Below are 13,359 nucleotides of genomic sequence, written 5' to 3'. Positions count from 1 at the left end.
TCAGTCGACGGCCGCGCGGGCGCGCCGCAGCGCCAGCAGCTCGTTGCCCGCCAGCGCCAGCAGCACCAGCGCGCCGCCGCCGAGCACCGCGACCGAGGGCGTCTCGCCGGCACCCAGCCAGGCCCAGGCCACGCCGAAGACCACCTCGAGCAGCGCGAGCAGCGAGATCTCGGGCCCCGACAGCACCCGCGCCGCAGCCACCGCCAGCAGGCAGGGGATGGCCAGCTGCACCACGCCCAGCAAGGCCAGCCAGCCCACATCGTGCGGCGTGGCCTGCAGCGGCCAGGCCAGCGGCAGCATCACGGCCGCCGAGATGAGGGCGCCCAGCAGCACGGCGGGCAGCATGTCCCCGGCCTCGGCGCCGCTGGCGGCGCGTGTCTTCAGGTGCTGAAGCAGCGTCCAGTTGATGGCGCCGGCTATCGGCACCGCCAGCGCCACCAGCGTGCCCAGCCATTGCTTCGCATCGCCGCCCTGCACGCCCGAGCCGTGCATCCAGGCGATGCCCGCGCCGGCCAGCGCGATGGCCACCCAGGTGCGGGGCTCCAGCCGGTGGCCGAGTGCGGCGCGGGACAGCAGCGCGGTGAACAGCGGCCCCAGCGCCATCGTCACCAGCACATTGGCCACCGAGGTGAGCGTGAGCGCCACCATGAAGGCCGTGAACATCACGCTCCAGCACACGCCCGACAGCCACAGCGCCCGCCCGCCGCCGCGCAGCGTGGCCCACAGCCGGGCCGGCCCGCGCAGCACCAGCAGCAGCACCACGAGCGCCAGCGCGTTGAAGGCGCTGCGCCAGAAGGTGATCTCGAAGCCGTAGCTTCCAACGGGCGCCCCGTCGAGCCAGCGCGAGACCACGCCTGCGATGCTCCACATCAGCGTCACGGCCACCATCGTGGCCAGGGCCTGCCCGCGTGTCATGGCGCTTCAGGTCTCGCGGCTGGCCCGCTTGCGCTCGTGCTCCTTCAGGAAGCGCTTGCGCAGCCGCACGCTCTTGGGCGTGATCTCCACCAGCTCGTCGTCCTCGATGAACTCGACGCCGTACTCCAGCGTCAGGTCGATGGGCGGCGTGACCTTGATCGCGTCTTCCTTGCCGCTGACGCGGAAGTTGGTGAGCTGCTTGGTCCGCGTGGCGTTGACGACGAGGTCGTTGTCGCGGTTGTGCACGCCCACGATCATGCCCTCGTAGACCGGATCGCCCGCCTTCACGAACATGCGGCCGCGATCGTCGAGCTTGCCCAGGGCGTAGGTGAAGATCTCACCGTCGTCCATGCTGATCAGCACGCCGTTCTTGCGGCTGGCGATCTCGCCCTTGTAGGCCTCATAGCCGTCGAAGATGTTGCTGATGAGCCCGGTGCCGCGCGTGAGGTTCATGAACTCGTTGGAAAAGCCGATGAGCCCGCGCGCCGGGATGCGGTACTCCAGGCGCACACGGCCGCGGCCGTCGGTCTCCATGTTGGCGAGCTCGCCCTTGCGCTCGCCCAGGGCCTGCATGACGCCGCCCTGGTGCTGGTCTTCCACGTCCACGGTGAGCAGCTCGATGGGCTCGTGGCGTTCGCCGCCGACATCATGGAACACCACGCGCGGCTTGCTCACGGCCAGCTCGTAGCCCTCGCGGCGCATGTTCTCCAGCAGGATCGTGAGGTGCAGCTCGCCGCGGCCCGAGACCTCGAAGATGCCGTCCTCGCCACTTTCCTTGACACGCAGCGCCACGTTGGAGAGCAGCTCCTTCTGCAGCCGGTCCCAGATCTGGCGGCTGGTGACGAACTTGCCCTCGCGGCCGGCCAGGGGGCTGGTGTTGACGCAGAAGTTCATCGTCAGCGTCGGCTCGTCCACTTTCAGCATGGGCCGCGGCGCGGGCGTGTCGGGACTGGTGACGGTCTCGCCGATGCCGATGTCCTCGATGCCGTTGATGAGCACGATGTCACCGGGGCCGGCGCTGTCGGCCTGGCGGCGCTCCAGGCCCTCGAAGGTGAGCACCTGGTTGATGCGACCCTTGCGGCGCGGCCCGTCCTCGCCCTCGCACACCAGCACGTCCAGGCCCGGCCGCACCGTGCCGGCGTTCACGCGGCCCACGCCGATGCGGCCAACGTAGGTGGAGTAGTCCAGCGAGCTGATCTGCAGCTGCAGCGGCGCGGTCGGGTCGCCCTGGTGCGGCGGCACGTGCTTGAGCACGGTGTCAAAGAGCGGCGCCATGTCGTTGCCCCAGGCCTGGCCGGCCTCGCCCTCGGCGAGCGCGGCCCAGCCATTGAGGCCGCTGGCGTAGACCACGGGGAAATCCAGCTGCTCGTCGTTGGCGCCGAGCTTGTCGAACAGCTCGAAGGCGGCGTTGATCACGTAGTCGGGCCGCGAGCCGGGCTTGTCGACCTTGTTGACCACCACGATGGGCTTCAGGCCGAGGGCGAGCGCTTTCTTGGTGACGAAGCGCGTCTGCGGCATCGGGCCCTCTTGCGCGTCGATCAGCAGCACCACGCCGTCGACCATGCTCAGCGCGCGCTCGACCTCGCCGCCGAAGTCGGCATGGCCCGGCGTGTCGACGATGTTGATGTGCGTGCCCTGCCACTGCACGGCGCAGTTCTTGGCCAGGATGGTGATGCCGCGCTCGCGCTCGATGTCGTTGCTGTCCATCACGCGCTCGGCGACCTTCTCGTTTTCGCGGAAGGTGCCGCTCTGGCGCAGGAGCTGGTCGACCAGCGTGGTCTTGCCGTGGTCGACGTGGGCGATGATGGCGATGTTGCGGATGGCGGCTTGTGTGGTCATGGGGTGCAGCCTTGCACTTCAAGGGGGCTGAGCAGGCGGTCGGGGATCAACTCGCCAGCGGTGATGTGGGCGGTGCCGAGGAAGGCGCCGGGGTCGCGGGGGCCGGGGCCGAACACCTTGACGGCCGGGGCATCGGCCAGCGCCACGCGGCGGCGCAGCCCGGTGAGGAAGCGGCCCGCTTCGTCGGCCGGCAGGCGGACCTCGGGCGTTTCGCCGAGCAGCACCTGCGGCGGGCGCAGCAGCGCCTCTCGCGCGGCCGGCTCCAGGGCTTGCAGGGCATCGATGGTGACGGCGTCGGCGACATCGAGCGCGCCGCTGCCGGTGCGGCGCAGCGTGGCCAGGTGGGCACCGCAGCCCAGCGCTTCGCCGATGTCTTCGGCCAGCGTGCGGATGTAGGTGCCCTTGCTGCAACGCACGTCGATCACGAGTTCGTCACTCTGCCAGCGCACGATGTCGAGGGCATGAATCGTCACCCGTCGCGGCGTGCGCTCGACCTCGATGCCCGCGCGGGCCAGGTCGTAGAGCTTGCGGCCTTCGTGCTTGAGGGCGCTGTGCATGGGAGGCAGTTGCTCGATCGTGCCGGTGTAGCGCGCACAGGCGGTTTCGATGGCGGCGCGTTCCACGGCCACGGGGCGGCTCTGCACGACCTCGCCCTCGCGGTCGCCGGTGCTCGTGCGCTCGCCCAGCCTGAGCGTGGCCGTGTAGCGCTTGTCGGCGTCCAGGCTGGCCTGGCTGAACTTGGTGGCGGCGCCGAAGCACAGCGGCAGCAGGCCGCTGGCCAGCGGATCGAGCGTGCCCGTGTGGCCGGCCTTCTCGGCGCGCAGCATGCCCTTCACCTTCTGCAAGGCATCGTTGCTGCTCCAGCCCAGGGGCTTGTCGAGCAGCAGCACGCCATGCAGCGGGCGGCGCGGGGCGCGGGCCGGGGCCGGAACGTTCAACTCAGTCGTCCTTTGCGCGTATGGCATTGGCGCGCGCGATCAGCGCCGAGAGATCCGCCGCGCGTTCGGTGGTCTTGTCGAACTGGAAATGCAACGTCGGCACGGTGTGGATCTGCAGCCGCTTGAACAGGCCGTTGCGCAGGAAGCCGGCAGCCTCGTTCAGCGCCTTCTCGCACTCGGCTGCATCGCTGATCAGCACCGAAAAGAACACCTTGGCGTGGGCGTAGTCGGGCGAGACCTCGACGCTGTTGATCGTGACCAGGCCGATGCGCGGATCCTTCAGCTCGCGGATGAGCCCGGCCACGTCGCGCTGGATCTGGTCGGCGACGCGGAAGCTGCGGTTGGGGGTGGCCTTCTTGTGTCGCATCGTGGTGCTCCAAATGAATCAGCCCCGCCTCGCGGGCGGGGCTGACTGCTGGATCGCAGCGTCGGCGCCCGCCTCACAGCGTGCGCGCGACCTCCTTGACCTCGAAGAACTCCAGCTGGTCGCCTTCCTTGATGTCGGTGACGTTCTTCAGCTTGATGCCGCACTCGAAGCCTTCCTTGACCTCGCGCACGTCGTCCTTGAAGCGGCGGACACCTTCCACCTCGCCGGTGTAGATGACCACGTTGTCGCGCAGCAGGCGGAAGCGGCAGTCGCGCTTCACGATGCCCGCCGTGACCATCGAGCCCGCCACCGTGCCGATCTTGCTGGCCACGAACACCGTGCGGATCTCGGCCGTGCCGATGACCTCTTCGCGCTGCTCGGGCGCCAGCATGCCGCCCATTGCCAACTTCACCTCGTCAACCGCGTCGTAGATGATGTTGTAGTAGCGGACGTCGACACCGTTGCCCTCGGCCAGCTTGCGCGCACCGGAATCGGCGCGCACGTTGAAGCCGATGACCACGGCCTTGGACGCGATGGCCAGGTTGATGTCGCTCTCGGTGATGCCGCCGACCGCCGCGTGCACGATCTGAACCCGCACCTCGGGCGTGCTGAGCTTGAGCAGGCTCTGCGCCAGCGCCTCCTGCGAGCCCTGGACGTCGGCCTTGACGATGAGCGCCAGGGTCTGGGCCTGGCCCTCGCCCATGTTCTCGAACATGCCTTCGAGCTTGGCAGCCTGGCGCTTGTTGAGCGTGACCTCGCGGTACTTGCCCTGGCGGAAGGTGGCGATCTCACGCGCGCGGCGCTCGTCGGCCAGCACCATGAACTCGTCGCCGGCCTGCGGCACCTCGGTCAGGCCCTGGATCTCCACCGGCATCGACGGCCCGGCGGCGTCCGCGGCGTGCCCGTCTTCGTCCAGCATCGCCCGCACGCGGCCGTAGCTGGAGCCCGCCAACACCACATCGCCCTTCCTGAGCGTGCCGCTCTGCACCAGCACCGTGGCCACCGGGCCGCGGCCCTTGTCGAGCTTGGCCTCGATGACGATGCCCTTGGCCGCCGCGTCGGTCGGCGCCTTGAGCTCCAGGATCTCGGCTTGCAGCAGCACCTGCTCGAGCAGGCTGTCGATGCCGGTGCCGACCTTGGCCGATACCGGCACGAAGGGCGAATCGCCGCCGAAGTCCTCGGGCACCACGCCCTCGGCCACCAGCTCGCTCTTCACGCGCTCGACGTTGGCGTCGGGCTTGTCGATCTTGTTCATGGCCACCACGATGGGCACACCCGCCGCCTTGGCGTGGCTGATGGCCTCCTTCGTCTGCGGCATCACCCCATCGTCGGCCGCCACCACGAGGATGACGATGTCGGTGGCCTTGGCGCCGCGCGCACGCATCGCCGTGAAGGCGGCGTGGCCCGGGGTATCCAGGAAGGTGATCACGCCCCGCGGCGTCTCGACGTGGTAGGCGCCGATGTGCTGCGTGATCCCACCGGCTTCGCCGGCCGCCACCCTCGCTCGGCGGATGTGGTCGAGCAGCGAGGTCTTGCCGTGATCGACGTGACCCATCACGGTGACCACCGGCGGCCGCGGCAACGCCTCGGACTCGTGCAGCGCCGCTTCTTCCTCGGTGAAGGCCTCGGGGTCGTCGAGCTTGGCGGCCATTGCCTTGTGGCCCATCTCCTCGACGACGATCATCGCCGTCTCCTGGTCGAGCTGCTGGTTGATCGTGACCATTTGCCCGAGCTTCATGAGCTGCTTGATCACCTCGCTGGCCTTGACCGCCATCTTGTGGGCGAGGTCGGCCACCGAGATCGTCTCGGGCACATGCACCTCCTGCACCACGGCCGCCTGCTGCTCGGGCGCGTAACCACCCTCGTCGCGCTCGCCGCGGCGGGCGCCGCCACGCGGCGCGCGCCAGCCGGCGCGGCCGCCGGAGGAATCGCCGCGCGTCTTGAGCGCTGCGCGCTTCTTGGCGGCGTCGTCGGCCCAGCTGGAACTGAGCTTCTCGCTCTTGACCTGCTTCTTCTCGCCGGGCTTGGCCGCTGACGTGGCGGCGGCGCCCGGCGCCCCCGGCTTGGCCGCGGGTTTGTGGATGGTGCCCTTGATGGCTTCCTTGGGCGTCTCGGCCGGCTTCGGCTCCTCGGGCTTCTTGGCCACGAGAACCTGCTTGGGCCGGTTCATCATTTCACGGATCTTGCGCGCCTCTTCTTCGGCGGCCTTGCGGCGGCGCTCGAGATCAACCTGCTTGGCGGCGTCTTCGGCGGCCTTGTCGGCCGCCTTGACCACGCGCAGCACGGGCTTGGGCGGCTCCGGGGCCTTCACCGGCTCGGCCGGGGCGGGTTCGGGGGCCTTGGCGACAGCGACCGGTTCAGGGGCCTCGCCAGCCGCTGCGCGCGCCGCGGCGGCCTCGGCGGCCCGTGCGGCGGCCTCGGCGGCTGCAGCGGTCTCGGCAGCGGCCTTGGCCACGGCTTCGGCAGCCGCCGCCTCGGCGGCCTCGCGCGCCAGGCGTTCCTGCTCTTCGCGGCGGCGCCGGGCTTCGGCGAGCTCTTCTTCCTGCAGGCGGATGGCCTCGGCCTGAGCGCGGGCCTCTTCTTCTCGGCGCTGCAGATCGAGCTCCTCGGCACTTGGGCCGGCCGCTTCGTCCGCCGCGGGCGCGTCGTCGCGCTTGACGAAGGTGCGCTTCTTGCGCACCTCGACCTGGATCGTGCGCGCACGGCCGCTGGCGTCGGCCTGCTTGATCTCGGTCGAGGTCTTCTTGACGATGGTGATCTTCTTGCGCTCGGTGCCGGACGTGCCGTGCGCCTGACGCAGGAACTCGAGCAGCTGCTCCTTGTCGGACTCGGTGATCGAGTCGTCAAGAGACTGCTTGCTCACGCCAGCCGACTGCAGCTGCTCAAGCAAGGCCGCCGGCTGACGGTTGAGCTGCTGGGCGAGCTGTGCGACGGTGGTCACGGCCATGGGTGGGTTTTCCTCGGGTATGGCTTGCGGCAGGCGGGGGGCGGTTCAGCGGGGCGCAGCGACGTGCGCTCAGGCGTTGAACCAATGCTCGCGCGCCTTCATGATCAGTGACTTGGCAGGCTCCCCGCCGATGCCGGTCATGTCGGTCAGTTCGTCGACGGCCAGGTCGGCCAGGTCGTCGCGCGTGTGGATGCCGCCCTCGGCCAGCTTGGCGATGAGTTCGGGCGTCAGGCCCTTGCCGTCGAGTTCAAGGTCGCGCAGGTCTTGCGAGACCTCCTCGACCTGCTCCTCGCGCGCGATCTCCATCGTCAGCAGCGCATCCTTGGCGCGCTTGCGCAGCTCGTGCACCGTGTCCTCGTCGAAGGCCTCGATCTCGAGCATCTCCTGCAGTGGCACGTAGGCCACCTCTTCGAGGCTGCTGAAGCCTTCCTCGATGAGGATGTCGGCCACCTCCTCGTCGACGTCGAGTTTCTCGACGAAGAGCTTGCGCACCGAGCCGGACTCCTCGGCCTGCTTGGCCTGCGACTCCTCGGCCGTCATGATGTTGATGCGCCAGCCGGTCAGGTCGGACGCCAGGCGCACGTTCTGGCCGCCGCGGCCGATGGCGATGGCCAGGTTCTCTTCGTCGACCACCACGTCCATCGCATGGCGCTCCTCGTCGACGACGATGCTCACCACGTTGGCCGGGGCCAAGGCGCCGATGACGAACTGCGCGGGGTCGTCGGACCACAGCACGATATCCACGCGCTCGCCGGCCAGCTCGTTGGTGACGGCGTTGACGCGCGAGCCACGCACACCCACGCAGGTGCCGATGGGGTCGACGCGGCGGTCGTGGCTGACCACGGCGATCTTGGCCCGGCTGCCGGGGTCGCGCGCGCAGCTCTTGATCTCGAGCAGGCCCTGCTCGATTTCGGGCACCTCCTGCGCGAACAGCTCCTTCATCAGCTCCGGGCTCGAGCGCGAGAGCATGATCTGCGGGCCGCGCTGAGTGGGATCGACGCCCAGGATCACGGCGCGGACGCGATCGCCCGAGCGCAGGTTCTCCTTCGGGATCATTTCGCTGCGCTTCAGGCGGCCCTCGACGCGGCCGCTTTCGACGATGAGATCGCCCTTGTCCAGCCGCTTGACCGCGCCGACCATGATCTTCTCGCCGCGGCTGAGGTAGTCGGACATCAGCTGCTCGCGCTCGGCATCGCGGATCTTCTGCAGGATCACCTGCTTGGCCGCCTGCGCGCCAATGCGGCCGATGGGCACCGAATCGACGGCCTCCTCGATGTAGTCGCCCTCTTCGATATCGGGGATGCGGTCGAGCGCCTCGGACAGCAATTCCTCGGCATCCGGGTTCTGCAGGCCGGCAGAGTCGGGCACGACGAGCCAACGGCGGAAGGTCTCGTAGTCGCCCGTGTCACGGTCTACCGCCACGCGGATGTCGACCTCGCCGCCGTGCAGCTTCTTGGTGGCGGAAGCCAGCGCGGCCTCCACCGCGCCGAAGACGACGTCGCGGTCCACAGTCTTCTCGCGAGAGATCGCGTCCACCAGCATCAGCAATTCGCGGTTCATCGGTCCTTCAGCCTTTCGTCGTCGCGGGCGCGGTGGCCAGGGCGGGCCCGGCGGCGCTCTCGTTCGTGGGTTCGGAATCCAGGTCGGCCGGCGGGCGGGCCTTGCGGCCCTTGAAGTCAACCACCGGCACCAGGCGCGCCTCGCGCACCTCGGCGAGCACGAAGCCGAGCTGCCGCTCCGCCGTGCCCTGCTTGAGCGTCAGTGTGAATGCGCCATCGGCCTCGCCCAGGCCCAGGACGCCTTCCCAATGCTTGCGCCCCTCGAAGGGGTCGCGCAGCGTGATCTTCGCCGCCAGTCCGGCAAAGCGTCGGTAGTCGGCCTCGTGGCGCAGCGGGCGGTCCAGGCCCGGCGACGACACCTCCAGCCGGGCGTACTCGAGGCCTTCGACCTCGAGCACGTACTGCAGCTGCCGCGTCACGGCCTCGCAGTCATCGACGGTGATGAACGTGCCGGTGTCGGGCGCCCCCGGGGGGCCGTAGAGGCGGCCGGGGAGGCGGTCGATGGTCACGCGCAGCAGACCGCGCCCGGCGCGCTCGACATCGACGAGGTCATAGCCCAGACCCTGCACGGTGGTGGCGATGGCCGTCTGCCAGCCCTGGCGCGGCGGCGCATCGGCGGTTGTCTCGGCACGCAGCCCCGGCAGCCCGGCCGGCGATGCGCCCGGCCGTGCGCCCAGAGGCCCACCACGCCGGCCGCCACCAGGGGCGATGCCGCTGCGCCGGGGCGTCGGGGACTTGCCCGTACCGGTTCGCGCCTTGCGAGGAGTTCCGCCTGCCTTCAAACCCGAGGATCCCGATCCGCTGCTCCCGCAGCATGTCGGCGCTGCGCCATCCGCCGGGCGCGCCGCCAAGATCCCTCACCCGGGCCCCGCTGCACACGCTGACGCGCCGTGCCGGAACCCCGGTGCCGATCGAGCAAAAAAAATGGGCTGGAAAGTTCCCCGCCCACGCAGCCTGTGCTTTCGCACCGATGTTTGCGCACAAACACCCGGAAAGGCCGGAGTATAGCCGTGAACAAGGCCCCAGGCAACGGCCGGGGCCTGGCATGCGCCCTGCATGCCAGAATCCGCGCCCCACGGGGCGGCCACCCGGCCCGCCCCTGCAACGCGAAGACGGAGACTCCATGGGCATACTCGCCGGCAAGCGCTTTCTGATCACGGGCGTGCTGTCCAACCGCTCCATCGCCTACGGCATCGCACGCGCCTGCCGGGCGCAGGGCGCCGAGCTGGCCTTCAGCTACGTGGGCGAGCGCTTCAAGGAGCGCATCACCGATTTCGCTCGCGAGTTCGACAGCGCGCTCGTTTTTGACTGCGATGTCGCCGACGACGCCCAGATCGCACGGATGTTTGCCGACCTGGCCACGCACTGGCCGCAGTTCGACGGCTTCGTGCACTCCATCGGCTATGCCCCTCGCGAAGCCATCGCGGGCGACTTTCTCGAGGGCCTGAGCCGCGAGGGCTTTCGCATCGCGCACGACATCTCGGCCTACAGCTTTCCGGCCATGGCCAAGGCGGCGCTGCCGATGCTTCGCCAGGGCGGCGCCGTGCTCACGCTCAGCTATCTGGGCGCGGAGCGTGCCGTGCCGGCGTACAACACCATGGGTCTGGCCAAGGCCAGCCTCGAGGCCAGCGTGCGCTACCTGGCGGCCAGCCTGGGCCCGCGGGGCATCCGCGCCAATGCCATCAGCGCTGGTCCCATCAAGACGCTGGCGGCCAGCGGCATCAAGGGCTTCGGCAAGATGCTCGAGGTGGTGGGCGCGCAGGCACCGCTGGGCCGGAATGTGACGATCGACGACGTCGGCAAGGCCGCCGCCTTCCTGCTGTCGGACCTGGCCAGTGGCATCACCGCCGAGATCACCTACGTCGACGGCGGTTTCGCCAAGGTGATGGGCCTGCCGCCCGAGGCCGTCGGCTGACGAGGGCCCCAGGCCCTGCGACGCGGCCTCAGCCGCGCACGCAATCGACGTAGTAGCGCCGCTCGCCGCCCGCGCCCTCTTCGGCCACCAGGCCGTGCACGTCGGTTGCGAAGCCCGGGAACTGCGCGTTGAACTGCCGCGTGAAGCGCAGGTAGTCGACGATGCGCCGGTTGAAGCGCTCGCCCGGCACCAGCAGCGGAATGCCCGGCGGATAGGGCGTCAGCAGCGCGGTGGTGACGCGGCCCTCCAGATCATCGATGGCCACGCGCTCGGTGCGCCGGTGCGCAATGTGCGCGTAAGCCTCCGAGGGCGTCATCGCGGGCTGCAGGTCGGACAGGTAGACCTCGGTCGTGAGGCGCGCGATGTCGCCCTGCGCGTAGGCCTCGTGGATGGCCTGGCAGAGGTCGCGCAGGCCCATGCGCTCGTAGCGCGGGTGGGCGGCACAGAACTCCGGCAGGATGCGCCACAGCGGCGCGTTGCGGTCGTAGTCGTCCTTGAACTGCTGCAGCGCCGTCACCAGCGTGTTCCAGCGGCCCTTGGTGATGCCGATGGTGAACATGATGAAAAACGAGTACAGCCCCGTCTTCTCGACCACCACCCCGTGCTCGGCCAGAAACTTGGTGACGATGGACGCCGGGATGCCGGTGGCGGCGAAGCGCCCGTCCACGCCCAGGCCCGGCGTGATCACGGTGCTCTTGATGGGATCCAGCAGGTTGAAGCCCTCGGCCAGCGGGCCGAAGCCGTGCCAGTCCTCGTCGGCGTGCAGCATCCAGTCGGCGCTGCGGCCGATGCCCTCCTCGGCCAGCTGCTCCGGGCCCCAGACCTGGAACCACCAGTCCTTGCCGAACTCGGCGTCGACCTTGCGCATGGCGCGCCGGAAATCCAGCGCCTCGGCGATGCTCTCCTCCACCAGCGCGGTGCCGCCGGGCGGCTCCATCATCGCCGCGGCCACATCGCAGCTGGCGATGATGGCGTACTGCGGGCTGGTGCTGGTGTGCATCAGGTAAGCCTCGTTGAAGAGGTGGCGGTCGAGCTTGACCTCCTGCGAGTCCTGCACCAGCACCTGGCTGGCCTGGCTCAGGCCGGCCAGCAGTTTGTGCGTGCTCTGCGTGGCGTACACCACCGCCTTCTTCGGCCGCGCGCGCTTCTTGCCCATGGCGTGGAAGCTGCCGTAGAACGGGTGGAAGGCCGCGTGCGGCAGCCAGGCCTCGTCGAAGTGCAGCGTGTCCACGAAGCCGTCGAGGCTGTGCTTGATGTCTTCGGTGTTGTAGAGCACGCCGTCGTAGGTGCTCTGCGTGAGCGTGACGATCTTGGGCTGCACCGTGGCCGGGTCGCGGTCCTGCAGCAGCGGGTGCGCGGCGATCTTGGCGCGGATGGTCTCGGGGCTGAACTCGCTCTTGGGGATGGGGCCGATGATCCCGTAGTGGTTGCGCGTGGGCGTCAGGAACACCGGCACGGCGCCCGTCATGATGATGCTGTGGAGGATGCTCTTGTGGCAGTTGCGGTCCACCACCACCACGTCGCCCGGCGCCACGCAGTGGTGCCACACCATCTTGTTGCTGGTGCTGGTGCCGTTGGTGACGAAAAAGCAGTGGTCGGCGTTGAAGATGCGCGCCGCGTTGCGCTCAGACGCCGCCACCGGGCCGGTGTGGTCGAGCAGCTGGCCCAGTTCCTCCACCGCGTTGCAGACATCGGCGCGCAGCATGTTCTCGCCAAAGAACTGGTGGAACATCTGGCCCACCGGGCTCTTCAGGAAGGCCACGCCGCCGCTGTGGCCCGGGCAGTGCCAGCTGTAGGAGCCGTCTTGGGCGTAGTCCATCAGCGCCTTGAAGAACGGCGGCGCCAGACCGTCGAGGTAGCTCTTGGCCTCGCGGATGATGTGCCGGGCCACGAACTCCGGCGTGTCCTCGAACATGTGGATGAAGCCGTGCAGCTCACGCAGCACATCGTTGGGCAGGTGCTGGCTGGTGCGCGTCTCGCCGTAGACGTAGATCGGGATGTCGGCGTTCTTCCAGCGGATCTCCTCGATGAACTTGCGCAGGTTCAGCACCGCCGGGTCGAGCTCGGGGCCCGGCGTGAACTCGTTGTCGTCGATGCTCAGGATGAAGGCGCTGGCGCGGCTTTGCTGCTGCGCGAACTGACTCAGGTCGCCGTAGCTGGTGGCGCCCAGCACCTCGAAGCCCTCCTTCTGAATGGCCTCGGCCAGCGCGCGGATACCGAGTCCAGAGGTGTTCTCGGACCGGTAGTCTTCGTCGATGATCACAATGGGGAATCGAAATCGCAGCATGGCGGCGGCAGGTTCTCGTGTGAAGGCGCGGCCGCAAGACCGCGGCAAGGCCGCGCAGTGTAGGGGCCGAGGGCGCCGCCTCCGTGACACCACGCCTACACTGCTTCTCCAGGAGAGTTCTGACCTATGGACTTGTCGAGCCCGACCCTCTGGTGGCTGCTGGCCGGCGCCCTCGTGGCCGCCGAGCTGGCCACCGGCACCTTCTACCTCTTGATGGTGGCGTTGGGTGCCGCAGCCGGCGCGCTGGCCGCCCATGCCGGCCTGCCGGGCGCGGCGCAGGTGGCCATTGCCGCGGCGCTGTCGTCGGGCGCCACGGCGGTGTGGCACCTGCGGCGTGCCCGTGCACCGCGCAGCGCGCCGGCCGAGGCCAACCGCGACGTCAACCTCGATATCGGCCAGCGGCTGCAGGTGCCCGCGTGGCAGGCCGACGGCTCGGCGCGCGTCAGCTACCGGGGCGCGATGTGGTCGGTGCGTTTCGGCGGCAGCGGCACACCGGCCGCCGGAGAACACGTGATCGTCGCCGTGCACGGCAGCGAGTTGCTCGTGCAGCCGGCGCCGGCACGCTGACCCCTCCTCCACCTTCTTCAGGCCC

The 13,359-nt window shown here is 69.3% G+C and carries 10 protein-coding genes; 2 read left to right on the top strand and 8 right to left on the bottom strand.

The window, feature by feature from the left end; all coding sequences use genetic code 11:
- The 7 genes from KA711_10335 to rimP all read right to left on the bottom strand — a co-directional run bounded on the left by KA711_10335 (window position 1) and on the right by rimP (window position 9,146).
- Window positions 1-915, bottom strand: coding sequence for a DMT family transporter (locus tag KA711_10335; protein ID MCM0609373.1), 915 nt, complete (start codon window positions 913-915; stop codon window positions 1-3).
- 6 nt (window positions 916-921) lie between these two features.
- Window positions 922-2,754: a translational GTPase TypA gene (gene typA / locus KA711_10330; GenBank protein ID MCM0609372.1), complete on the bottom strand. Its 1,833-nt coding sequence runs from the start codon at window positions 2,752-2,754 to the stop codon at window positions 922-924.
- A complete protein-coding gene (gene truB, locus KA711_10325) occupies window positions 2,751-3,719 on the bottom strand; it encodes a tRNA pseudouridine(55) synthase TruB (GenBank protein ID MCM0609371.1) in 969 nt (322 codons plus the stop codon). Before truB ends, typA begins: the two co-directional genes overlap by 4 nt.
- Window positions 3,694-4,059 carry a 30S ribosome-binding factor RbfA gene (rbfA, locus tag KA711_10320; GenBank protein ID MCM0609370.1) on the bottom strand — a complete coding sequence of 122 codons (366 nt, stop codon included), beginning with the start codon at window positions 4,057-4,059 and terminating at the stop codon, window positions 3,694-3,696. The genes truB and rbfA overlap by 26 nt, the downstream gene beginning before the upstream one ends.
- A gap of 73 nt (window positions 4,060-4,132) precedes the next feature.
- Window positions 4,133-7,006, bottom strand: a complete 2,874-nt coding sequence (gene infB, locus KA711_10315) for a translation initiation factor IF-2 (protein MCM0609369.1) — start codon at window positions 7,004-7,006, stop codon at window positions 4,133-4,135.
- Window positions 7,007-7,075: 69 nt separating this feature from the next.
- Window positions 7,076-8,566, bottom strand: a complete 1,491-nt coding sequence (gene nusA, locus KA711_10310) for a transcription termination/antitermination protein NusA (GenBank protein ID MCM0609368.1) — start codon at window positions 8,564-8,566, stop codon at window positions 7,076-7,078.
- A 7-nt stretch (window positions 8,567-8,573) separates the two neighbouring features.
- The gene (gene rimP / locus KA711_10305; GenBank protein ID MCM0609367.1) at window positions 8,574-9,146 is read right to left on the bottom strand and encodes a ribosome maturation factor RimP; all 573 of its coding nucleotides are present in this window, start codon (window positions 9,144-9,146) and stop codon (window positions 8,574-8,576) included.
- Window positions 9,147-9,688: 542 nt separating this feature from the next.
- On the opposite strand from rimP, the gene fabI reads away from it, so the two are divergent.
- Window positions 9,689-10,480: an enoyl-ACP reductase FabI gene (gene fabI, locus KA711_10300; protein ID MCM0609366.1), complete on the top strand. Its 792-nt coding sequence runs from the start codon at window positions 9,689-9,691 to the stop codon at window positions 10,478-10,480.
- 28 nt (window positions 10,481-10,508) lie between these two features.
- Here fabI and KA711_10295 read toward each other — a convergent pair whose 3' ends face one another.
- The gene (locus tag KA711_10295; GenBank protein ID MCM0609365.1) at window positions 10,509-12,767 is read right to left on the bottom strand and encodes an arginine/lysine/ornithine decarboxylase; all 2,259 of its coding nucleotides are present in this window, start codon (window positions 12,765-12,767) and stop codon (window positions 10,509-10,511) included.
- Between the two features lie 132 nt (window positions 12,768-12,899).
- On the opposite strand from KA711_10295, the gene KA711_10290 reads away from it, so the two are divergent.
- Window positions 12,900-13,334 (top strand): NfeD family protein, encoded by a 435-nt coding sequence (locus KA711_10290; GenBank protein ID MCM0609364.1) that lies wholly within the window; start codon window positions 12,900-12,902, stop codon window positions 13,332-13,334.
- The last annotated feature ends 25 nt before the right edge of the window (window positions 13,335-13,359 follow it).

This window comes from Ideonella sp. WA131b (genome assembly GCA_023657425.1).
Classification (GTDB): Bacteria; Pseudomonadota; Gammaproteobacteria; order Burkholderiales; family Burkholderiaceae_C; genus Rubrivivax.
Note: the sequence above shows the minus strand (reverse complement) of the source record. Positions and strands in the feature narration are given on the sequence as shown.

Coding starts and splice junctions, on each gene's coding strand:
- KA711_10335 (MCM0609373.1), bottom strand. CDS start 915: ATGACACGCGGGCAGGCCCTGGCCACGATGGTGGCCGTGACGCTGATG.
- typA (MCM0609372.1), bottom strand. CDS start 2,754: ATGACCACACAAGCCGCCATCCGCAACATCGCCATCATCGCCCACGTC.
- truB (MCM0609371.1), bottom strand. CDS start 3,719: ATGCCATACGCGCAAAGGACGACTGAGTTGAACGTTCCGGCCCCGGCC.
- rbfA (MCM0609370.1), bottom strand. CDS start 4,059: ATGCGACACAAGAAGGCCACCCCCAACCGCAGCTTCCGCGTCGCCGAC.
- infB (MCM0609369.1), bottom strand. CDS start 7,006: ATGGCCGTGACCACCGTCGCACAGCTCGCCCAGCAGCTCAACCGTCAG.
- nusA (MCM0609368.1), bottom strand. CDS start 8,566: ATGAACCGCGAATTGCTGATGCTGGTGGACGCGATCTCTCGCGAGAAG.
- fabI (MCM0609366.1), top strand. CDS start 9,689: ATGGGCATACTCGCCGGCAAGCGCTTTCTGATCACGGGCGTGCTGTCC.
- KA711_10295 (MCM0609365.1), bottom strand. CDS start 12,767: ATGCTGCGATTTCGATTCCCCATTGTGATCATCGACGAAGACTACCGG.